Annotated in this window: 21 protein-coding genes; 16 read left to right on the top strand and 5 right to left on the bottom strand. The window is 39.1% G+C overall.

What is annotated here, in order from left to right:
* The first annotated feature begins 5 nt into the window (after positions 1-5).
* The 10 genes from H6F42_RS09980 (at position 6) to H6F42_RS09935 (ending at position 11,903) form a co-directional block, all read left to right on the top strand.
* Positions 6-2,330 carry a glycosyltransferase gene (locus H6F42_RS09980; RefSeq protein ID WP_190399200.1) on the top strand — a complete coding sequence of 775 codons (2,325 nt, stop codon included), beginning with the start codon at positions 6-8 and terminating at the stop codon, positions 2,328-2,330.
* A gap of 3 nt (positions 2,331-2,333) precedes the next feature.
* Positions 2,334-3,692 (top strand): glycosyltransferase family 4 protein, encoded by a 1,359-nt coding sequence (locus tag H6F42_RS09975; RefSeq protein ID WP_190399199.1) that lies wholly within the window; start codon positions 2,334-2,336, stop codon positions 3,690-3,692.
* A gap of 83 nt (positions 3,693-3,775) precedes the next feature.
* Positions 3,776-5,131 carry a glycosyltransferase family 4 protein gene (locus H6F42_RS09970; RefSeq protein ID WP_190399198.1) on the top strand — a complete coding sequence of 452 codons (1,356 nt, stop codon included), beginning with the start codon at positions 3,776-3,778 and terminating at the stop codon, positions 5,129-5,131.
* 44 nt (positions 5,132-5,175) lie between these two features.
* Positions 5,176-6,093, top strand: coding sequence for an NAD-dependent epimerase/dehydratase family protein (locus H6F42_RS09965; protein WP_190399197.1), 918 nt, complete (start codon positions 5,176-5,178; stop codon positions 6,091-6,093).
* A gap of 143 nt (positions 6,094-6,236) precedes the next feature.
* A complete protein-coding gene (locus H6F42_RS09960) occupies positions 6,237-7,052 on the top strand; it encodes a glycosyltransferase family 2 protein (protein WP_190399196.1) in 816 nt (271 codons plus the stop codon).
* Positions 7,053-7,061: 9 nt separating this feature from the next.
* Positions 7,062-8,198 carry a glycosyltransferase family 4 protein gene (locus tag H6F42_RS09955; protein WP_190399195.1) on the top strand — a complete coding sequence of 379 codons (1,137 nt, stop codon included), beginning with the start codon at positions 7,062-7,064 and terminating at the stop codon, positions 8,196-8,198.
* Positions 8,199-8,307: 109 nt separating this feature from the next.
* The gene (gene rfbC / locus H6F42_RS09950) at positions 8,308-8,853 is read left to right on the top strand and encodes a dTDP-4-dehydrorhamnose 3,5-epimerase (RefSeq protein ID WP_190399194.1); all 546 of its coding nucleotides are present in this window, start codon (positions 8,308-8,310) and stop codon (positions 8,851-8,853) included.
* A complete protein-coding gene (rfbB, locus tag H6F42_RS09945; protein ID WP_190399193.1) occupies positions 8,850-9,890 on the top strand; it encodes a dTDP-glucose 4,6-dehydratase in 1,041 nt (346 codons plus the stop codon). Before rfbC ends, rfbB begins: the two co-directional genes overlap by 4 nt.
* Entirely contained in the window at positions 9,887-10,765 is an 879-nt protein-coding gene (gene rfbD, locus H6F42_RS09940) for a dTDP-4-dehydrorhamnose reductase (RefSeq protein ID WP_190399192.1), read from the top strand. The genes rfbB and rfbD overlap by 4 nt, the downstream gene beginning before the upstream one ends.
* 64 nt (positions 10,766-10,829) lie before the next feature.
* Positions 10,830-11,903 (top strand): glucose-1-phosphate thymidylyltransferase, encoded by a 1,074-nt coding sequence (locus tag H6F42_RS09935; RefSeq protein ID WP_190399191.1) that lies wholly within the window; start codon positions 10,830-10,832, stop codon positions 11,901-11,903.
* Positions 11,904-11,995: 92 nt separating this feature from the next.
* On the opposite strand, the gene H6F42_RS09930 is transcribed toward H6F42_RS09935, so the two are convergent.
* Together H6F42_RS09930 and petC are read right to left on the bottom strand one after the other, a co-directional pair.
* A complete protein-coding gene (locus H6F42_RS09930; protein ID WP_190399190.1) occupies positions 11,996-12,979 on the bottom strand; it encodes an apocytochrome f in 984 nt (327 codons plus the stop codon).
* A gap of 42 nt (positions 12,980-13,021) precedes the next feature.
* A complete protein-coding gene (petC, locus tag H6F42_RS09925) occupies positions 13,022-13,561 on the bottom strand; it encodes a cytochrome b6-f complex iron-sulfur subunit (protein WP_190399189.1) in 540 nt (179 codons plus the stop codon).
* Positions 13,562-13,831: 270 nt separating this feature from the next.
* On the opposite strand from petC, the gene H6F42_RS09920 reads away from it, so the two are divergent.
* Positions 13,832-15,586, top strand: coding sequence for a serine/threonine-protein kinase (locus tag H6F42_RS09920; protein WP_190399188.1), 1,755 nt, complete (start codon positions 13,832-13,834; stop codon positions 15,584-15,586).
* A gap of 153 nt (positions 15,587-15,739) precedes the next feature.
* Here the strand turns inward: H6F42_RS09920 and H6F42_RS09915 are convergent, their stop codons facing one another.
* Complete coding sequence (locus tag H6F42_RS09915) at positions 15,740-17,944, bottom strand: Rne/Rng family ribonuclease (RefSeq protein ID WP_190399187.1); 2,205 nt, start codon at positions 17,942-17,944, stop codon at positions 15,740-15,742.
* Between the two features lie 884 nt (positions 17,945-18,828).
* Between H6F42_RS09915 and H6F42_RS09910 the strand changes: the two genes are divergently transcribed.
* The 3 genes from H6F42_RS09910 to ribH all read left to right on the top strand — a co-directional run bounded on the left by H6F42_RS09910 (position 18,829) and on the right by ribH (position 21,052).
* Positions 18,829-20,175 carry a histidine phosphatase family protein gene (locus tag H6F42_RS09910; RefSeq protein ID WP_190399259.1) on the top strand — a complete coding sequence of 449 codons (1,347 nt, stop codon included), beginning with the start codon at positions 18,829-18,831 and terminating at the stop codon, positions 20,173-20,175.
* 115 nt (positions 20,176-20,290) lie between these two features.
* Entirely contained in the window at positions 20,291-20,479 is a 189-nt protein-coding gene (gene psbZ, locus H6F42_RS09905) for a photosystem II reaction center protein PsbZ (RefSeq protein ID WP_190399186.1), read from the top strand.
* Positions 20,480-20,563: 84 nt separating this feature from the next.
* A complete protein-coding gene (gene ribH, locus H6F42_RS09900; RefSeq protein WP_190399185.1) occupies positions 20,564-21,052 on the top strand; it encodes a 6,7-dimethyl-8-ribityllumazine synthase in 489 nt (162 codons plus the stop codon).
* A 26-nt stretch (positions 21,053-21,078) separates the two neighbouring features.
* Here the strand turns inward: ribH and H6F42_RS09895 are convergent, their stop codons facing one another.
* Together H6F42_RS09895 and H6F42_RS09890 are read right to left on the bottom strand one after the other, a co-directional pair.
* The gene (locus tag H6F42_RS09895) at positions 21,079-21,522 is read right to left on the bottom strand and encodes an Rrf2 family transcriptional regulator (protein ID WP_190399184.1); all 444 of its coding nucleotides are present in this window, start codon (positions 21,520-21,522) and stop codon (positions 21,079-21,081) included.
* Between the two features lie 95 nt (positions 21,523-21,617).
* Positions 21,618-21,761 carry a hypothetical protein gene (locus H6F42_RS09890; protein ID WP_190399183.1) on the bottom strand — a complete coding sequence of 48 codons (144 nt, stop codon included), beginning with the start codon at positions 21,759-21,761 and terminating at the stop codon, positions 21,618-21,620.
* Between the two features lie 299 nt (positions 21,762-22,060).
* Between H6F42_RS09890 and H6F42_RS09885 the strand changes: the two genes are divergently transcribed.
* Both H6F42_RS09885 and H6F42_RS09880 read left to right on the top strand, forming a co-directional pair.
* Positions 22,061-22,720: a sigma-70 family RNA polymerase sigma factor gene (locus tag H6F42_RS09885; RefSeq protein WP_190399182.1), complete on the top strand. Its 660-nt coding sequence runs from the start codon at positions 22,061-22,063 to the stop codon at positions 22,718-22,720.
* A gap of 48 nt (positions 22,721-22,768) precedes the next feature.
* On the top strand, positions 22,769-23,257 hold the full coding sequence (locus H6F42_RS09880; protein ID WP_190399181.1) for a zf-HC2 domain-containing protein: 489 nt from the start codon (positions 22,769-22,771) through the stop codon (positions 23,255-23,257).
* Positions 23,258-23,287: the final 30 nt, after the last annotated feature.

The following is a 23,287-nucleotide window of genomic DNA, read 5'->3' as shown; positions in this document are numbered from 1 at the left end:
CAAATATGAATCCTTTGATCAGCGTTATTATACCGACATATAATCACGAAAAATATATTGCTGAAACAATCCAAAGTGTCCTAGATCAGACCTTTAAAGATTTTGAGCTAATAGTAATTAATGATGGGTCTACTGATAGAACTGAGGAAATTATTCAAAAATTCAAGGATGATAGAATCAGATATATTTATCAACAGAATCAAGGACCAAGTAGAGCTTCTAACAGAGGAATACTAGAAGCAAAAGGTACATATATATGTTTACTAGCGGGAGACGATGTTTATTACCCTGAAAAGCTAGAGATACAATACAAGTATTTGACAAGCTACAACAAAAAAGTTTTATTTACTTGGATAGATACTATAGACGATGATGGAAATATATTAGACGGACATCATATACAAAAATATTTTAATGTTCCTAATAGATCTCGGACAGAATTATTTAATTCTTTCTTTTTAAAAGGTAATGATTTATGCGGAGTAACAGTTATGGTGGAAAAATCCACCTTAATAGAGGCTGGGTTAATGCATTTAACATCAATTCAAATGCAAGATTTTTACATGTGGATAAAGTTAGTTAAGAGTTATGATTTATCGGTAATTGAGAAAAAATTAGTTAAATACAGAATTAGAAATCAATCTGGCAACTTAAGCTTGAGTCCTGAAAACTCAATTCGTACAGCTTTTGAAGGCTACCAACTTTATAGAGAAATATTTGATGATGTTTCTGAAGATTTTTTTAGGTTAAGTTTTTCGGACAAATTAAAGTACCAAAATTTTCAAGGAGCAGATGAATATGAATTAGAAAAAGCATTTTTATATCTAAATCATCATTTTCCATTGCTACAAAACTCTAATATATTTCAAACTCTTGGTGCTGAAAAACTTTTTGATATATTACAGAGTGAAAGAATATTATCTATAGCTATTTCTAAGTATGAATTGGATCTTCCTGAATTGTATAAACTAACAAAACACACAGATACTACAAATATTCAGAAACAATTTGATTTGCAATATCAATTAAAACAATCTCAATCCCAATTACATCAAACTCAGTTAGAACTAAATCAAACCCAGTTAGAACTAAATCAAACTCAGCTAGAACTAAATCAAACTCAATTTGAACTCGCTGCTATTCGTAATAGCAAATTTTGGAAATTAAGATCAATATGGTTGAGAATCAAGCATTTTTTTAGGTTGAATTCTAATAACAATTTTCTTGAGGAATCACCAAAAGATAAAAATATTCAAGAAGCTCCTAAAGCCTATAAGGTCAATATATTAAATAAAGTCGAAGCAGAACGTATACGTATAGTTCATGTAATACCTAATTTTATGACAGGTGGATCGTCTCAACTTGTGGTTGATTTAATTGAGCATCTTGGACATCTGTATGAGCAAGAAATTATTACTAGTTATATCCCCTGTCCTCCTAGCTACATAGGCGTAAATATTTACGAATACGATAATTCAGCATCTAGCAACGATATATTTAATCGATTACAAAAGTTTCGTCCTCAAATTGTTCATATTCACTACTGGGGAGATTGTGATACACCTTGGTACCATAAGGTACTCTCGTGCGTGGAAAAATACGGTTGTATTGTAGTAGAAAATATTAACACCCCAGTCAAGCCATATTTACGTGAATATATTGATCGATATGTTTATGTTAGTAATTATGTCAAAAAAGAATTTGGATATGAAAAAGCCAATCATCTCACTATTTATCCTGGCAGTAATTTAGAGAAATTTTCAAGAGATGACAAAGATGATATTCCAGATAATTGCATTGGTATGGTCTATCGCTTAGAAAAAGATAAGCTAAATGAGCAGTCAATTGATGTATTCATTCAAGTTGCTAAAAAGAGACCACAAACAAAAGTGATAATAGTGGGGGGTGGAACATTTTTGGAACTATACAAGAGAAAAGTCAATCAAGCAAATGTTGAGAATAATTTTACATTTACAGGATATGTTCCCTATGAAGAACTACCAAATCTTTATAAAAAAATGAGTATTTTTGTTGCTCCAGTTTGGAAAGAAAGTTTTGGACAAGTTAGCTCATTTGCGATGAATATGCGAATTCCAGTGGTGGGATACAACGTTGGAGCACTTTCTGAGATTATTAACAATGAAAATTTATTGGCTCCTCCAAGCGATAGTGTTAAATTAGGAAATATTATTATTGATTTATTAAATGATAGAGACAGGAGATTACAAGTAGGTAATTTTAATCAGCAAAGATTCCAAAAACTTTTTTCTTTAGAAGCAATGATTAACAAGTACTATATTCTGTATAAAGAATTACTAGAAGGCAAGTAGGATATGAAAGTTTTAATTTTTGTACACTGCTTCTTCCCTGACCACTTTTACGGTACAGAAACATATACGTTAGATATAGCTAGAAATCTTAGAGACTTAGGACATGAATCTATTGTTGTATCTGCTGTTTTTCCGGGAGAAGCGAAAAAAGAAAGCTTAGTTTCATATTCTGAGTACCATGATATTCCTGTATATACAATAGATAAAAATTATATTCCTCATACTAGAATCAAAGATACTTATTACCAGCCAGAAAACATGTTGGTTTTAGAGAAATTAATAATTGATATTTCTCCAGATATTATTCACATTACGCATCTAATTAACCATACTGTTTCTTTATTAGAAGTAGTCAATAAACTTGGAATTCCCGTGGTTGCAACTTTTACGGACTTTTATGGTTTTTGTTTTAATAATAAATTAGAAGCATCAGACGGCTCTCTTTGTAAAGGACCTAATATAAAACGTTCAAATTGTTTGGCATGTTATCTTAAAGCTAAAAGCAGAGAAGTAAGGGCTTCTCGTCTTGAACGTTATCTTGGGAAATATCCAATATCCAAGATATCCGCTTGGGTAGTAAGAAACTTGATAAATATTCCAATTATACGTAAAATTAAAAGTTTTAATTTTGCTGTAGATATTATTGATAGACCCGATGTATTGTCTAATTATTACAGTTACTATCATGCTGCAATATCTCCAACTAATTTCCTTACTAAGGCATATCTAAATAACGGATTATCAATTCCTATTTATGATATTAAGTTTGGAGTGGATTTGCCACGAAGAAATAAGAAATCTCGTCCAATAAATGCACCCATACGATTTGGCTTTATTGGACAAATAGCTCCCCATAAAGGAGTAAGTGTATTAGTAGAAGCTTTTTCACAGTTAGACCAATCAAAAGCAGAGCTACTTTTATTTGGCTCACAAGATCAAGACTTTGACTACTTCTCAAAATTGAAGCAAATGTCTAAAGGTTGCAATATTAAATTTTGCGGTACTTTCCCAAAAGAGGATATGCCTAATATTTTTGATAGGCTTGATTTTTTAGTCATTCCTTCATTATGGTATGAAAATAGTCCCTTAGTATTACTCAATTCTCTAGCCAGTAAGACACCTGCTATCGTTTCTGATGTTGAAGGAATGACTGAGTTTATTAATTCGGGGGAAAATGGATTTGTTTTTAAAATGGGTGATGTTCATGAATTAAAGAAAACATTGAATATGATCATCCTCAACCCCCAATATTATTTAGAAATGACCAAAACTACAGAGTATCAACGAACTACACTATCAATGGTAAATGAAGTTATTAGAGTATATGAAGATGCAATAACTTTGAAGACTCTTCACGGATAAATTGATAATAATTATTCGATGAACAAGGATAAAAAATAATAATAATTACAAACAACAAATAGCTAATTAATCATTAATTTACAATGAAGTTATTATTAACAAGTCATCAATTTTTACCCGAACATTCATCTGGTACTGAAATATTAACCTTTCAAGTAGCAAAAGAATTAAAAAATCGTGGTCATGAAGTTACAGTTTTTACAGGTCATCCTACTAAAACTGAAATGCCTGAATCTGACAGATTTGAAAGCTATGTTTATAAAGGAATTAAAGTTCTTAGATTTCATCATTCTTATGTCCCATTAGGTGGTCAAAAGAACATGGTAGAAGCTGAATACAATAATATTTTCTTTGCCAACTATTTTCGTAAATATTTAAAAGAATTTAATCCTGATATAGTTCACTTCTTTCATTTGAGTAAGCTATCAGCTTCAGCTATCGATGTATGCGTCAGTTTGAAAATCCCTCGAATAATGACTACTACTGATTTCTGGCTAGTTTGTCCAACTAATCAACTAAGACTACCTGATGGTAATTTATGCAATGGACCAGATATTAACAGCATAAATTGTGTGAGACATATTGTACAAATTTCTCAATCTCCAAATACTCATGCAAAACTAAACTTACTTCCTAACTGGTTAGTAGTATTCCTGATATGGATTATTAAAAGTAAACTACTATATAAGCTTTGGTTTACCGAATACGTACTTGCTCTAGTAAAACGTCAGCAATTTCTTAAAATTCGCATGAATAATTTGGATCGAGTATTAGTGCCAACTAGACTTATGCAAAATATTTTACAAAATAATGGCTTAAATCCCAATTTAATTTCATATATGCCTTATGGTTTAGATATTGAGGACATTATTCCTAATAGCAATAAGGGTTTAAATAAAGAGCTTCGAGTCGGTTTCATTGGTACATTATTTGAACATAAAGGAGTTCATTTACTGATAGAATCAACTAAGTTATTATCAAATATTAATTTTGAGCTTAAGATATATGGCAATTTAGGAGACTTTCCTGAATATGTTGCAAAATTATATAAAATTGCTAGTAACGATCCGAGAATAAATTTTTGTGGTACTTTTCCCAATCCCGAGATAGGCAAAATACTTTCTGAAATTGATGTTTTAGTAGTACCTTCGATCTGGTATGAGAATACACCTCTAGTAATTTATTCCGCTCAAGCAGCAGGATGTCCTGTAATTGCTACTAATCTTGGTGGTATGTCTGAAGTTGTGCAACATGAGATTAATGGTCTTTTATTTGAAAAAGGAAACATTCGTGAATTAGCAAATTGTATTCGTAAACTTGATGAAGACAGGGAATTTCTTAAGCAATTGGCAAATAATTCTGTGTCTCCTAAGTCAATGCAAGAATATGTTCATGAATTAGAATCTATATATGAGAACCTTTTAAATCAGCATAACTAAACTCGAAAGAAAGTTTAAAACATTAATTTTGGAAAAGTTAAATAATGCGTGTTTTAGTTATCGGTGGTAATGGTTTTATAGGCTCTCATTTAACAGATTTTCTAGTATCTCAGGGGCAATCAGTTAGAGTATATAGTCGTTCTTATAACCAATATATAAAAAAAACTGATGAGGATGTGGAATATATTTATGGAGAATTTACTGATGATTCTCTATTAAATTCTGCGTTACAGGATATTGAAATTGTTTATCAATTAATTAGTACTACAGTTCCTAGTACTTCCAATAAAAATCCTAAGGAAGATATAGCTTCTAATGTAATTAGTACAATTAAGCTTTTGGAAAACTGTGTTAATGCTTCCGTAAAAAAAGTTATATTTCCTTCCTCTGGTGGAACTATCTATGGCTCTCCTCAAAAACTACCTATCAGTGAAGATGATCTAACTAATCCCATTTGTTCGTATGGTATTACGAAACTAGCTATAGAGAAGTATTTATATCTATTCAATTACTTATATGGTCTTGACTACTCTATTTTACGTATTTCTAATCCATATGGACCAAGACAAAACCCTATGGGTAATGTTGGTGTAATAACTGTATTTTTAAATCATATTCTGAATAAAAGAGCTATTCAAATATGGGGCGATGGAGAAATAGTAAGGGACTACATATATATATCAGATGTAGTTCAAGCTTTATATTATGCTCAAACATCTAACTCAAGTCAAAAGTTATTTAATATTGGTAGTGGTCAAGGTGTTTCTCTTAATCAATTGATTAGTAAAATTCGTCAAACTCTTAATAAAGATTTTGAAGTTGAATATATGGAGGGCAGAAAAGTAGATATTCCAGTAAATGTTCTAGATATCAATACAGCAAAGAAAATTCTTGAGTGGCAACCAACTATTGACTTAGAAGTTGGCATTCAAAAAACTTGGCAATGGTTACAGACACTATAATTAAATATCATTTTTTAATATCATCCAGAATGGGTAAAGTGTTAAAATCCACTGTAGTAGTTCTTTTTCATTGGTATATCGATAATTTGAGATGATATATAGCTATATTAAATATAAAAATCAGTAAAGAAATTCAAAATATCGTGGCATATTTATCAATTATTTTAGTTAATTATAATGGCTCAAAATTCTTATATAGTTGTTTAAGCTCTATAGAAAAATTTTTAAACTCATATAATTGTGAAGTAATAATTATAGATAATTTTTCTACTGATAATAGTAATCAAATTGTTAAAGATAATTTCCCATCATTTAAACTTATTTGTAGTAAAACTAATTTAGGCTTTGGGAAAGCTAATAATCTTGCTGTTAGAGAATCAAAAGGTGATTATCTACTGTTTTTAAATACTGATACAGTACTAAATGAAAATACACCTCAGACACTCTTAGAATATTTACAGAGTAATCCCAATATAGGAACTATTAGCCCTAAAATCACTTTTGAAGATGGACGTTATCAATTATCTTGCGGTAATTTGCCTAGTCTAACAAGAGAATGTTTGGACAAAATCAAATACAGTTTAGATAATCATTATCACTCCGTATTATCAAAGTTTTACGATCGCCAATATTCAAAAGTTCAAGAAGTGGGTTGGGTAACAGGCGCTTGTTTAATGATGCGACGAGATGTGTTTGAGCAGATAGGAGGCTTTGATGAAAATTTCTTTATGTATTTTGAAGATAAGGATCTTTGTAAACGGGTTAAAGAATTAGGCTATAAGGTAGTTTATTATCCTCATACAACTATTATTCATTTGTTAGGAGGAAGCTCTCACGGAATCAAAAAAAGTGTTAATACTTATTATCGAAATAGTCAGTTGTATTACTATCAGAAACATCTCGGTAAAGTTCAAACATTTTTACTAAGACTTTACCTAAATTTAACTGGCAAAATTTAATAGTAAGTCATGCTAAATCTATGTGTATTGATAATTATTGATGATGCTAGCATTGGCGGTGGGCAGATGCATGTTTACCTTTTGGCTAAGTATTTGCTGAAAAACAATGAAGTTGCGATCGCCACTGAATCAACAGGTTGGTTAGTGGATCAAGCCAAAATATTAGAAATTCCCACCTATGCGATCGCCATATCAAATAAACCTAGCCTAAAGTCTTTTCAAACTATTTATCAGCTTTTAAAATCGCAAAAATTTGATGTGATTCATACCCATGGAGGCACGGCTGGTTTTTGGGGAAGGCTTGCAGCCCTAGGCTTAAGAAATAAGCCTAAAGTTATTCATACTTATCATGGGTTGCATTACCTGAATAATACGCAACTTAATTTATCAAGTTTTAAAACAAAGATTAAAAGATTTATTTTTCAGAAAATCGATCAGGTGTTGGTAAATATAACCGATCGCATTATTTGTGTTTGCCAATCTGATTACGAGAAAGCGATCACTGCCAAAATTGCGTCATCGCACAAGACATCAATTGTTTATAACGGTATCGAAATTGATGAGTTTACAAATCCCATTAAGCGAGAAACTGCACGTCATATATTAGGTATTGGAAATAATGAATTTGTTTTTGGAAATGTAGGTAGACTCCATGAACAGAAGGGGCATGAATATTTATTAAAAGCATTTAGTAAGATTGCTAATCACGTTCATTTATTAGTTATTGGTGATGGAGAGTTGCGAGAATCCCTACTTAAACTTGCTGAACAATTAAAAATAAGCGATCGAGTGAACTTTTTAGGGGCGCGTTCAAATATTCGAGAGTTTCTGTCGGCAATTGATGTTTTTGTTTTACCTTCACTGTGGGAAGGACAACCAATCGCTTTATTAGAAGCCCTTGCGATGGGAAAGCCTTGTATTGCATCGGATGTAGATGGTATTTCTGAAATTATTGTCAATCATAAAAATGGTTATTTAGTACAACCCAAAGATATTGAAGGGCTGACAAAAGCGATGAATTTGACCATTGATAGCCCCGAAACCTTGCAAGATTTTTCTAAAGAGGGAATTAACACAATTACGGAAAAATTTTTAGCGCAAAATATGGCAAAAGCTATCGAAAAGATCTACATAGAGCCATCCTAAAAGATTCGAGAGAGTGCGACCCAGAGGGTCGCACTCTCTCAAATCTTTTCATCTCCCAAGCTACTTAGAGCGATGTTATAATCCTTAACGCGATTTACTTACTTACCTCATGAAGGTTGAAAACACAGCAATTCCTGAAGTTTTATTAATTACTCCCACAGTTTTTGGTGACGATCGCGGTTTTTTTTATGAGTCTTATAATCACAAAGTCTTTAATGAAAAAACAGGGCTGAATCTAAACTTTGTACAAGATAATCACTCGCGATCGCAAAAAAACGTATTGCGTGGTTTGCATTATCAAATCGGTAAACCTCAAGGTAAGTTAATTCGGGTTTTACGAGGCGCGATTCAAGATGTGGCTGTTGATCTACGCCGCAGTTCACCGACTTTTGCTAAATCCGTGAGTTATATCCTCAGCGAAGAAAACCGTCAACAGCTTTGGATTCCCGAAGGATTTGCCCATGGATTTGTGGTTCTATCAGATATTGCTGAGGTTGTCTATAAAACCACAGCCTACTATGCTCCTAGCGAAGAAAGGTGCATCATATGGAATGATCCTGATATCGCGATCGCATGGCAGATTGAAGGGCAACCTATTTTGTCCACGAAAGATACTATCGGTAAATCATTAAAAGAAGCGGAGTTATTTTCATGAGTTTAGACAGTAATCAAGCCCAATCTCAAAATCAATATAAAAAGGTATTAGTCACAGGTGGGGCAGGTTTTATAGGGTCTAACTATGTGCATTATGCGATCGCTAATCATCCAACGTGGGAGATTGTGGTCTTAGATAAGCTGACCTATGCGGGTAATTTAGATAACCTCAAGGGTGTGTTAGACCAAATTACTTTTATTGAAGGTGATATTGCTAATCCCGATGATGTAGAAAAAGCGGTAGTTGGGGTTGATGCAGTCTTAAATTTTGCTGCCGAAAGTCACGTCGATCGCAGCTTAAGAGATCCTCGCCCCTTTATTAAGACGAATATTGAAGGGACATTGCTGCTACTGGAAGCGGCTCGAAAACATCAAATTAAGCGCTTTCTCCATGTATCGACCGATGAGGTTTATGGTGATTTAGTCGGTAGCGATCGCCATTCCTTAGAAACCGATGTCCTATCGCCTCGTAGTCCCTACGCTGCATCTAAGGCGGGAGCCGAGCATTTAGTCTTTTCCTATGGCATTAGTTATGGTTTAGATGTAACAATCACACGCGGGTCAAATACCTACGGGCCCTATCAATATCCCGAAAAAATTATTCCTCTCTTTATTACTAACGCGATGGAATCTAAGCCATTACCAATTTATGGGCAGGGCTTAGCCGTGCGCGATTATCTCTATGTCGAGGATCACTGCTCTGGCATTGATACCGTTCTTCATCAGGGAGAAAAGGGGAAAGCCTATAATCTTGGCGCAAGAATGCAGGTCAATGGCGTGGAAGTTGCCCAAACTATTCTTAAGTTATTGGAATGTCCCGAATCTTTGATGAAATATGTCGATGATCGTCCCGGTCATGATTATCGCTATTCGGTTGATCCGATCGCTGCTGAATCTTTAGGTTGGCAACGACAATGGAATTTTGAAAGAGGCATGGCAAATACAGTCTCTTGGTATAAGCAAAATAGTGATTGGTGGCAAGCTGTCAAAGCCAAGAAAGTCTTTCAAGATCATTATCAGCAATGGTATAAGGCATGAGCATCAAAGTTGCCCTCATTGGCGCAAATGGACAATTAGGGTCGGATATCGTTAAACATTTCTCCCAAAGCGATCGCTATGATTTAACGCCTCTGACCCGCGCCGAAGTCGATATTACCCAACCTGAATCGGTCAACAAGGTTTTGGGAGCGCAGAATTTCGATGTAGTCATTAACAGTGCGGCCTATGTGCGCGTGGATGATTGCGAAGATCATCCCCAGATTGCCTTTGATGTCAACGCGATCGGTGCGCTCAATATTGCGCGAGCCTGCCGTGATATCAATGCTTTATGCGTTTATATCAGTACTGATTATGTATTTCGGGGTAGTTACCCTTGTCCTAATAACGAAAATGTTTTTCCTGATCCGATCAATATTTATGGGATTTCTAAATTAACGGGTGAACATCTAGTCAAACAAACTACCGAGCGATCGCTAATTTTGCGAATTTCCAGTGTCTTTGGCAAAGCTGGCTCACGCGGCAAAGGTGGTAACTTTGTGGAGACGATTATTGCCAAAGCCAAAGCAGGCGCTCCTCTAAAGGTGGTTAACGATATGTTTATGTCGCCCACCTATACCCCTGATGCCGCGCAATTACTGGATTCACTATTACAAATTGGGAGGACAGGAATAATCCACGGCGCAAATCGGGGCAAATGTTCGTGGTATGAATTTGCAACTACAGCGCTCAAACTGGCAAATATTGATCATCCCATTGAGCCAGTAGCTAGTTCTGAGTTTCCCACTAAAGCTGCTCGACCCATGAATTCAGCTTTGATTAGTTTCCATTTGCCTCTTCAGGATAATTCGGCAAGGCGCTTTGAAATGAGGCATTGGCAAGAAGCTCTCGCAGACTATATTCAATCTAGAGATTAGGATAAGCGGCGCTTTGCGCCGATCCTCTTACTAGAAATTACGATTAAGGTAAAACATACATACGATGAAAGCGCTCATTCTCTCAGGTGGAAAAGGCACTAGACTGCGCCCCCTTACCTTTACAGGTGCAAAACAGTTAGTACCTGTCGCGAATAAACCAATTTTGTGGTACTGCATCGAAAGCATTGTGGATGCGGGTATTACCGATATCGGTATTATTATTAGCCCTGAAACTGGTGATGATGTAAGAGCTAAGACGGGAAATGGCGATCGCTTTGGCGCGAAAATCGAATATATTCTTCAGACGGAACCCGCAGGACTTGCCCATGCGGTCAAAACCGCCCAGCCTTTTTTAGGTGATGATGCTTTTGTGATGTTTTTAGGTGACAACCTGATCGAGTCACCATTACAACCATTTTTACAAGTTTTTAAGACTAAGCAGCTAGATGCTTTAATTCTGTTGCGTCAAGTCGCCAACCCTACAGCTTTTGGGGTGGCAACTGTCGATGAAAATGGCAAAGTATTACAGCTAGAAGAAAAACCAAAACAGCCAAAGTCCAACTTAGCGCTAGTAGGGGTATATTTTTTCCAAAATACAATTCATCAGGCGATCGCGCAAATTACCCCATCGGCTAGGGGTGAGTTAGAAATTACTGATGCCCTTCAGAAATTAATTGAAACCAAGCAAAAAATCGAAGCCTCTGAGTTACAAGGATGGTGGCTCGATACTGGTAAAAAAGATGAAATTTTAGAAGCTAATCAAATTGTGCTAGATACTCGACTCACTAATCAAAATTTAGGGGAAGTAGATAGTAACAGCAATATTAGTGGGCGAGTCAATATTGGCAAGGGTTCACGCCTTGTAAATTGCAAAATCCGAGGGCCAGTAATTATTGGCGAAAATTGCTATCTTGAACAAGCCTATGTTGGTCCCTACACAAGCATTAGCGATCGCGTGACAATTGTGGATACCGATATTGAGCATAGTGTCATTCTCAGTGGCACAAATATTACGGGTATTCATCAAAGGATTGTGGATAGTGTAATTGGCAAAAATGTCAAGATTTCTCGGTCGCCTAAAAGGCATCAAGCTCTGAGATTTTTAGTTGGCGATGAGTCGCAGTTAGAAATAATTTAAATAAAAAAGGGGTGCGCGACGCGCACCCCTTTTTTATTTAAATTTAGGATTTTTAAATTAAGAAATGGCGTAGCCATTTCTTAATTTGTTATTTAGAAATTCATTTCCGCAGCTTGTACTTTTTCGACTTGCTTCTTCTTCAATACCAATAAGATTTGGGTAACAATTACGGAAGCAAAGAAAGCGAGTAACCATTGAATACGGCGAGGATCTTGAAGGACAATTTCGCCATCATGTTGACCAAAACCTCCAACGTTAGGATTAGTAGTTAAAGGAGAACCAACCTTTACTTCACTACCTGGCTCGACAACTAATTCAGCGCCAGCAGGAACCTTTTCTACAGCAATGCTACCGTCGGTAGTCTGCACGGAGATTTCATAACCACCATAGATGCCTTCATCTTCGTTAGGGGCGATCGGGCTAATTTGAGTAACTAGACCAGACACAGTAGAGGCGTATTCGTTGTTGTTGCTCTTTTCGCCTGTGGGATAGACTTGACCGCGACCACGGTTGCCACCAGCATGGACAGCATATTTCAAGAAGTGAATATTTTTGTCCTTAGCAGGATCGGGAGAAAGCACGGGGAAAACAATTTCCGAATATTCGTCACCAGATACGGGGCCAACAAGAACGATATTTTCTTGAGTATCGCTATAGGGTTGGTAATAGGTATCTTTGGTTTTTTCTTTTAACTCTTCAGACAAACGGTCTTCGGGAGCAATCTTGAAACCTTCAGGCAATACGAGTACCGCACCGACATTCAAACCAGTTTTGCTACCATCGGCAGCCACTTGCTGCTTGGTGTGATCGTAAGGAAGTTTTACAACTGCTTCAAATACGGAATCAGGCTTAACAGCTTGGGGTAGTTCTAATTCGATGGACTTTTGAGCAAGGTGGCAGTTGGCGCAAACGATTCTACCAGTTGCTTCACGGGGATTTTTGTAAGCTTCTTGAGCAAAATAAGGGTAGGCAAAAGCAGGCTGACTGCTAAAGCCAAATACTAAGCCTAAACTTGTGAGTACACATAGACTGACTCCTACAAGCAAACGATTGGCACGGAATAAAGCTTCTTTCATGTATAAGTTCAAATTTGATTTAAAGGCAGATTTCAAAGGGGTTTAAGCCCACCAAGGAGCTTCATTGGTGCGGAAGTCAGTTTCTGCCCATGTGCTAAATTGCACCACATCATCTTGAACTGTGGCATGGGCAAGGGCAAGGGAGAGCGGTGCAGGACCACGTACAACTTTACCTTCGGCGTTGTATTGTGAGCCGTGGCAAGGACACATGAACTTGTTTTCAGCTACATTCCAAGGTACTACGCAGCCGAGGTGTGTGCAAACTGCATTGAGTCCGTAGGAAGCAATTTCTTTGTTGTCGGTCACAACGATGTAGGTAGGATCACCCTTAAGCCCTTGAGCCAGTACGCGATCGCCTGCTTGATGACTAGCCAAGAAAGCCGAAGCAACCACATCATTTCCAAGAGCATCTTTAGCTGCAACGCCACCACCAGCGCCACCACGGGATGGAGGCACAAAGTAGGCAAGGAAAGGCACTGCTGCGCCAAGGGTGGTTACTGCCGCAGAACCCCCTAAAATTAAGTTCATAAATTGGCGACGACCCATGCTAGGGACATCGGCGGATGTAGAAGCTTGACTCATAAATTTGACTAAGGATTTTGCTGAGAAATATTACGTTTTATATATCACTTCCTACCATGATATCGACAATCTTTGGACATCTCTCTAGTTGTTTTGCAACGAAATGTTAAGTATGGCGATCGCCTCATCCTAAAACGCCCTAAAACACAAAATAGAGTAGCCGTTTTGTGTTTTGGTATAAGTTATGGTTGTGCTGTGTTGAGAGATGGGTAAGCTAACTAGACCAAGATCTCAACTGGATTAAATTTGTTGAGAATTGATTTTGCCAGTATGAATGAAAAAACCACCTCACAGTTCTCTAAATATCGCATCTTGGGATTGGTCGGTAGAGGACAATTTGGTAAGGTTTTGTGTGCTCGTGTAAGAGAGACGGGTAAATTAGTAGCTCTCAAGGAACTTGAGCATAAAAGGTTTCCCACAAGCAAGCTTTTACGGGAACTAAGATTTTTATTGACTTTGCAGCACGAGAATATAGTTTCTTGTACGGCGTTAGTTCATCACCAAAATTTTCGCTATTTAGTGATGGATTATTGCGAAGGTGGCACATTACGCGATCTGATGAATTACGCCAAGCTGTCTTTTCGTCAATGCTTTACCTTAATAAATGATATTTTGTTGGGCTTAGAACATGCCCATGCGGCAAATATTATTCACTGTGACATCAAACCTGAAAATGTACTCCTCAAGATTACGGCTCAGGGTTGGCAAGCAAAAATTTCTGATTTTGGGATTGCTCGCCTCAGCCAAGAAATTGATGCTGAAGGAAATAATACTGGCTCCCCCGGATATATGGCTCCTGAACGATTTTATGGACAGTTTTCGGCAGGGTCAGATATTTATGCCGTCGGAATTATTTTGTATGAACTCTTATTGGGAAAGCGTCCTTTTACAGGGATGCCTTCAGAGTTGATGAATGCTCATTTAAACCAGAGGGTGATTATTCCCGAGTCTTTGCCGCGATCGCTACAAACGATTATTAGCAAATCCCTAGAAAAACTTCCGAAGCGGCGATATTCCTCAGCCAAAGAAATGCGCTTAGATCTATTGGCTCTTTCTCAGTCTGTAGAAATTCATCAAATTAATTTTGATGAATTTAAACCTACGGAAGATGTAGAAATTGCGACCACATCTTTATTTTCTAAAAAAGCTCAGCATTTTGCTCAGCAGGAATTATCTCAAAAAATTGTGGGCTTGTCCTGTGGCGGGAAATCTCGATTTTATAGTACTTCAAACTTTCATTTACATTGGCATAGCTTAACACTTGAGCAATCTGAGCAAGTCGCCAAGTCTGAGCAGGAAATTGAGGCGATCGCTTTTGCAGGAAAATCACTGTTTGCGTTAACTCAACGATCCGTTTATCAATTTACACAAGGCAAGCCTAAATCCTTATACCAATCGCCCCATCCCTTTAAATGGGCTATTTCTCCTCAGGGTGATTGGGTTGCCATCTCCAGTGGTAAGCAAATCGAGATCAGAAATCTGGTATATGGTCGAGCGATGCGCTTGGAGTTTGCCACCAGAGACTTAAGCTGCATCATTGCCTTCGATCGCCATCACCTAGCGGCGATCGCCAATAAGCCTGAGACTAATGAAAGTCGAGTGATTGTTATTTCTCGGCGCTGCAATATTATGTATCGCTTAGCTTTGCTAGTTCCGATTGATCGGGGCATCGCCACCTTTACTAGCAATCGCCTCCTTTTATTAGAAGCTGGAAATCATAAAAATTTATTTTTGCTAGATCTCAAGCCCTATCGGTTAATGCGAATTCACCTAGAATATGAGGCTCTGCTAATGGTGGCAACACCTTGGGGCTATGCAATTACCGCCACTTACAACGACTATCAAACTATTTTGATATTGCTAGATTTAAGAGGAAATAGTATCAATAATCAGATTATTGATGGGGAAGTCACAGCGATCGCGCCGATTGATATTAATTTGTTAGCGATCGCTACAGCAGATGTATCGGGTTATAAACTTTTTGCTATTAATCTCAGGAAGTTAGATATCGATCTGGTGTTCTAAAGCCCAAAAGAGAGGGGAGGCGCGTTGCGCCGCCCCTCTCTTTTGGATTTTCACAACTAATAAATGGCTGCGCCATTTTTAGTTGTGAAATCTTAGGGGTTTTGGTTTTTAATTCACAAAATTGCGATCGCAATTTTGTGAATTAGCATAGGTTTATGATGCTGAAGAACGCTTGCGGCGTGAAGCTTCAGGCGATTGGATGGGTACAAATTCCTTAGAACTATCTAAAAATTCATTTTTAGACTCCTCATCGTTATTGAATTCTGAAGCATCAACAGGCGGAATTCGATTTACCTTCAAAATCACCCCATTAGAATTGGCATTACTAGTCGATAGGATTGGTTGCTCGCTAACCATCTCAACGTCAGCATTTTCCACAACTTCTGGTTCCATCAAAGCATCTTCAACAAAAATTTCCGTGAAATTTTCGGTAACCGAGTCAGAGAGAGGCTTAACTGCATTGGCAATTTGGGGCGCTTGGCCGGGTAAAGCCACAGTCACAATCACATTGCGCGGATCTTTAATCTCGCGCTCGACTAACACCAACGGAGAAACGCCGATCAACGAGTAAACATCCTGCTCTTCCTCGGTCATCTCCACCACAATTACCTCAGGTGGCTCAATCACTTTAGTCCGCAGTTCTCGCTTGTTAGGGCGCTCAGGCACATTGTCCACCACCGCGATCGGCTCAGCTTCGACAACCTCAACTTCTTCTTCTTCGATCGGCTCTGGCTTAGTGGGCGTAATGCTAGGCAAAGAAATTTTAGTCGGTACAGACCGCTCAACGATGTCCCGCTCAATGCGTGGCTCAATCCTTGGTTCAATGCGTGGCTCGATCCTTTGCTCGATTCTTGGTTCAATGCGTGGCTCAAACCGCGATCGCGTATCAACTGGAACAGCTTTTTCCGCCTCACGAGTCTCCCGCCCATCCTTGAGCAAAGTTCGCTTGCTACGACGACGCAAACCACCCCGCTCTTGATAGCTAGGATGATTGACTAAGTTTGGCTCTAGCCCACCACCTAACTCGGAGTCCCCATCTTCATACTCAGAGGTAAAATCAAGCTGATTAGACTGCTTAGCCTCCCAAGTGCGGGAAGTAGAATCCACAGGCTGCCCCGTCGCCTCCCCGGGTAAGTGCATCAAATGACCTAAACCACCACAAGCCGCACAGGGACGACCAAACAACTCATAAATACTTTGACCTTGACGCTTACGGGTTAGCTCCACTAGACCTAACTCAGTAAGCTGGGCAATTTGAGGACGGGACTTATCCGATCGCAAAGCCTTATTGAAATGTTCCAAAAGCTGCAATTGATCGCGGCGCGTATCCATATCAATGAAATCCACCACAATCACACCCGCAATATTTCGCAAGCGGATTTGACGCGCAATTTCCACCGCCGCCTCACAATTTGTCCACAAAACCGTCTCACGGGAAGTTTGGGACTTCGTAAAGGAGCCAGAGTTAACATCAATTACCGTCAAAGCCTCAGTCGGCTCAATAATCACGTAACCACCACTGGGCAAATCAACTCGAGGCTTAAGCGCCTCACGAATACCCGCATTCACCCGAAAATATTCCAAAATCGGGGTGCGCTCACGGTGATGATCGAGCATTAGCCCACTGGGGATTTTGCCATCGCCCCAGTTAAGCAAATGCTGCTTAATGCGGCGCAACCCGTCACTAGAATCCGCCACAATCCGATTGACCTCATTGGTATAGAGATCACGCAGTACCCTTTGAATAAAGTCACGCTCGCGATCGAGCAAAGTGGGCTGGCGCGTAGTCGCTACATCCTGCTGAATGGTCTCCCACTGGCGCTGCAAATTATCCAGATCCTCAATAATCTGCTCCTCAGGCATTCCATCAGCCTCAGTTCGCACCAAAATACCCATACCCGCAGGCTTAATCAAAATCGCAAGGGCGCGTAAGCGATTACGCTCCGCCTCACTACGAATACGACGTGATAGGTTAACCCCACGACCAAAGGGCAGTAGCACTACATAACGGCCGGGGAGGGAGATATTTCCTGTTAAGCGAGGTCCTTTATTGCCTGTAGGCTCCTTCATGACCTGCACTAATACTCGCTGTTGCGGTACAACCAGATCGCTAATCGAGCCAGACGATCGCCGCATTTTTAAGGGGCCAAGGTCAGTAATGTGGATAAACCCATTGCGATCGCCATCGCCAATATTTACAAACGCCGCATCAATACTTGTTAAAACATTTTCAACAACGCCCAAATAAACATCCCCAACTTGGTGAGTTCCTGCGGCAACAACAATTTCTTCAATTTGATCTTCGCTAAATACAGCAGCAATTCGATACTGCTCGGCAATAATTATTTGCTTTGGCATTCAATTTCCTCAGAATTTCTTCGATTCAAAAGAGCCAGTCTAAGAAACTACCTGAAAAATACCCAAAAAACCGAAAAATACTTTTTTATACGGAGTTTAGAAAATATTTTTAGAACCTTTATGGTTAGACCCTTCATACAACGACCTCAAAGAGTAATAGCCTCAAAGAGTAAGAGTCGGGTCTTCCAAACAGAACATACCCAAACGAAAAAAGAAAAAATTTTCGATCGCAAGTTGTACCTATCGTTTACTTGTTACTTCACTATTTACCGAGCTAGTAACTAAGTGCTTTGCCTGCTCTGACATCACGATAAGGAAACATATTGCTTTGTTCGGAATGGTTAAGATACCAAAAACTATATCGCTCTTAGTTTTTAGATGAATTAGTTCCTAAGCAAAATAGGTAGGTTTAAATATCTACTTTACTTAAAAACTAAATTTTAAAAATCATGCAGAAATCTGAATGTAAGCTTGGCTTATAAACAGAAACCTGATAGAGCCATACCCATCACGTTGATGTATGAATATAGTTATTGGAAAATTGTTGGGGTTTCGTTAAAAGCTAAGTTTATTCTTAGACTGGCGTTTATTAAACTATCTAGAAGGTGCTTACACCATTTGCCTATAGCATTCAGCCTATAAGTAAAACAGCGTACTTGATGATTCAAGTTTATGATTATGGTGAGTAAGCTTGGAGGCTTAACTAGCAGCTAGATGCACTTTAGCTAGATGCACTTTAACTAGCAGCTATTTTAAACCTATCGTAGTATTATAGCGCAGTACAGAGCGTTACTATTTCTTAATAGTGTTTTAATATTACATAGTTGTAGTAGATATATGGCAAAACTATATATCTACCTTTAAATGAAGATGAGGGTAAGGTTCTGAGTACGCGAGTAGTTATCGTTCGTCACGGCGAAAGTAATTTCAATATCCTAAACAAAATTCAAGGGCGGGGTAATTACGATCGCCCAGAATTGCAGTCTGTATTGACGGACAAGGGTAAACAACAAGCCAAGCTAGCTGGCAAAGCTTTGGTCAATCTTGAAATTGATGTTGCCTACGCTAGCCCCCTAGTCCGCGCTCAGCATACCGCCCAAATAATTTTGGCTGAAAATTTTCAAGCGCCCACTTTAAATATCACCGAGGGGCTGCTAGAGATTGACCTAAGTGAATGGGAGTCGATGATTGCGAAGGATGTCCAAGAGCAGTTTCCTGAGAAATATCATCTTTGGCACAATGAGCCAGACAAATTTCAACTAGGCGATCGCTCCCCCATTGTGGAATTATTTGAGCAAGCGAAGGCTTTCTGGGCGGAGATATTACCCAAGCACCAAGATAAAACGATTTTGCTAGTGGGGCATAGTGGCATCAATCGAGCACTAATTTGCTCCGCCCTTGGCATCCCTATTCGCCTTTATCACAACATTCAACAGGGCAACTGTGCCATCAGCGTCCTTAATTTCCAAGGCTCCAGCATTGCTGACGGTGTCCAAATTGAATCCCTCAATCTAGTCAGTCATTTAGTAGATATCACCGATACGCCATTACCGCCCCTCAGGAAAAATCATCATGGTGCGCGTCTCCTGCTAGTGCGGCATGGTGAAACCGAGTGGAATCGCCAAAAACGCTTCCAAGGTCAAATCGATGTGCCTTTAAATAACAATGGTCATGCTCAAGCAAGACGTGCTAGCGAGTTTCTTGCCAAGATTAAAATTGATAAAGCCTTCAGCAGTCCCATGCTCCGTCCCAAGGACACCGCTTTAGAAATCTTAAGCAAGCATCCCAATATCAAAATTGAGCTATTTGATGAACTCAAGGAAATTTCTCATGGTCTCTGGGAAGGAAAATTTGAGCATGAAATCGAAGCGGAATTTGCGGGACAACTAGCTCTATGGCAATCACAGCCTCAAACTATCCAAATGCCAGAGGGAGAAAATTTACAGCAGGTATGGGATCGTGTGGCGATCGTATGGCAAAAAATTGTGGAATCAGTTCCCGCAGGCGAAACGGCTCTAGTTGTCGCCCATGATGCTGTCAATAAGGCAATTCTTTGTCTATTATTTGACTTTACACCTGAGCAGTTTTGGATCTTTAAGCAGGGTAATGGCGGCGTGAGCGTTATTGACTATCCCCAAGGCGCAGATGGTAAGCCCATATTGCAATCCTGCAACATCACTACCCATCTATCCGAAGGCATCCTCGATCGCACAGCCGCAGGTGCTTTATAAAGCAAATAGGGCGTATGCCCTATTTGCTTCACCCCTTAAGAGAGACGCATTTTCTGCTAATTTGGTGTAAAGGATTTATTTTGGTATTTTGTTTTAATACTCGGAGTTTCAAAAAATGACTATTCTGTTCCAGCTTCTATTAGCCGCCTTTGTTTTGTTCTCATTTGTTTTGGTTATTGGTGTTCCTGTTGCCTATGCATCTCCTAGCTCTTGGAACCAATCGAAGCCCTTGCTATTCTTAGGTTCTTTAATTTGGTTAGCGCTTGTAATCGTGATTGGCATTTTGAATTCCTTTGTTGCTTAAGCATTTTATAGATGGAGTGCTGAGCGCTCCATCTATGAACTCTATAAACTACATTTTTCATAATTAAGAATTGAAATTAACTCTATGACCGTTTTTGAAGGTAGCTTTACCAATACAGATAGTTTGCGCTTTGCGATCGTCACGGCTCGTTTTAATGACCTGATCGTTGGTAAGCTCCTCCAAGGCTGTCAAGATTCTTTACTAAGACATGGCGTTGATGTGTCTGAGACTGGCAGCCAAGTCGATTATGCGTGGGTTCCGGGAAGTCTGGAAATCTCAATGGTAGCTAAGGAATTAGCAATTTCTGGACGATATGACGCAATTATTTGCTTAGGTGCGGTGATTCGTGGCGATACACCCCACTTTGATTATGTGGCGAATGAAGTTTCTAAGGGCGTTGCCGCCGCCTCCTATCAAACAGGTGTGCCAATTATTTTTGGGGTATTGACTACCGACACGATGCAGCAGGCTCTAGAACGGGCTGGAGTGAAGAGTAATAAGGGCTGGGAATTTGGCATGGGTGCGATCGAGATGGCCAATCTCATGCGCCAAATTCGCAGCAAATCTGCTTAAGATTTAGGTTTTTGCTTTGCGAAAACTTAAACAATAAAGCCAGCACTTTGTCCTTGGGACGCTTGCCAACTACGGGCATCGTAGTAAAGATCTTCTAAACAAATATCATCCAAAGCATCTTTGAACTTGCGATCAAGTCTTTGCCAAAGGGCAAAGGTTACCCAGTCGGAGGCAAGTTTTTCCTGTGGCTTTAACCTTGGCAGAGGATAGGTATCTTCGCCAACGGCTGATAATATCGCGCCAAGTGAGATGTCTCTTGGCGATCGCTTCAACTTATAACCTCCCTGCACTCCCCGCACTGACTCAACTAAATCAGCTTGGCGTAGATTAATTAAAATTTTTTCTAAATAGGGCGCAGGAATTGACTGGCGATCGCTAATTTCGCGTACAGAGGCAGGCTTTCGCTTTGCCCAAACTACCAGATCGAGCATAGCCTTCACGCTGTAATGACCTTTTCTGGTTAGTTTCATAAAATCTACAAATTCAGAGCAAGGCGCAAAGCGTCTTCCTCTAAATTTTAAACCGAATAGGAAATGGCGGCGCGAAGCGCCGCCATTTTCATAATTTAGAAAAGCAACGACACATCAATGGGAGCAGGTAACATCTCCCCGCCTCGCCAATCGAGTATCTGCACCAAAATCAAATAGCCTAAGCCTAAAATTACGGCGATAACGCCCGTTAACACTGATATCCACTGCGATCGCTGCATAAGTAAGTTTAAATAAAAAAATTAAGTGAAAAATCTAAAAGAATCTATGGATTCGCAAAAACACACAAACTAACTGCTATTATCCCTCTTGAAATATCTTTCTGTTTATATCTGAACAAGTTAGGTTAACGCCTACACAGCCAAAGCGCCATATCCTAACTTGTCCAGCTAGAAAAGCTCTATTTTGATAGGAACAAACTTTTTTCTCCTTCGTCCTAAAACTTAATCCTAGAGACACAGATTATTTATTTAATTACTGTGGATCTCTCAAAGATAAGTCCAGCAGGAGCGATTGAGTGATGAGTTACAGCCTATCTTGGTCAACCAGCATCGGAGGGTACACGCCCTCCAACTCCGTGTCCGTTGATAAGCTCCCCATCGTTGAATTGGTGCAAATGTGCCAAAAAGAAGCGCAGCCTAGTAAGTCTGCGTTTGCAGAACTTATGCGCCGTAATCAGTCTTACGTCGATCAGGTTTTGTATAAGCTAGCTCCTGACTGGCAAGATCGCGCCGATCTCGCTCAAGAGGTCTGGTTAAGGGTATATCGCAATATCAAACGATTGCAAGAGCCTGAAAAGTTTCGTGGCTGGCTCAGTCGGATTGCCACCAACTTGTTTTATGACGAGTTGCGGAAACGTAAACGAGTTGGTAACTCAGTTTCCCTTGATGCACCATTTATGTCTGGTGATGGCGATGAAATGAGTTGGGACTTGCCTAGCTCAGCCCCTAGTCCCCTCGATAATATGTCTACACAGGAGTTTTATGAACAACTGCGTAAGGCTATTGCCGATTTACCTACGAGCTTTCGTGAAACCATCGTTTTACGGGAAATTCAGGGTTTATCCTATGAGGAAATTTCAGAGCTAACAGGTGTATCGCTTGGTACGGTAAAATCACGTATAGCCAGAGCAAGATTAAAGCTCCAAGCCCAATTACAGCCCTACCTGTCGAGTATGTAAAGTATATATAAAATATATATAAAATATATAAGGGGGCGTATTTAAGTTATGAGTGCTAACCAAATTTCTAATAATGCTATGAAGACTCCAGAAGAGCGCTTTGAATTACTCAGCGCTTACATTGATGGCGAAGTTAGTGAATCCGAAGAGCAGCTAGTTGAACAATGGCTATCTGAAGAGGTTGATTTTCGTCGTCTCTATCAACAACAAATTAAATTGCGTCAATTACTGATTGACTTGCCTGTGCCTGTAGCCGCTAACTCTTCGGTAAAAGCTGAGACGGAGGTAATAATCGATCGCGTCATGGCAGAAGTTGACAAGCGATCGCAGCGCCGTAAATGGAAATTGGCAGGTATAGGTATATCTGTGGCGGCTGTAGTGGGCGTATTTGGCTCCATGTTTACTTTTAATTCCAATCCTCAATTTAGCCCTGTGGCTAATAGCATTAAGACTCCTACGCCTGTGGTGGAGGAGCCAATTTTGATTGCCATGGAGGAGCCTCTAGTACCTTTGCCTAAGTCAATGAGTGCAAAATAATCAAAAAAGCGTGCTTTGCACGCTTTTTTG

The organism is Pseudanabaena sp. FACHB-1998 (assembly GCF_014696355.1).
Lineage (GTDB): Bacteria > Cyanobacteriota > Cyanobacteriia > Pseudanabaenales > Pseudanabaenaceae > Pseudanabaena.
This window is presented reverse-complemented; position numbering and strand designations above follow the sequence as displayed.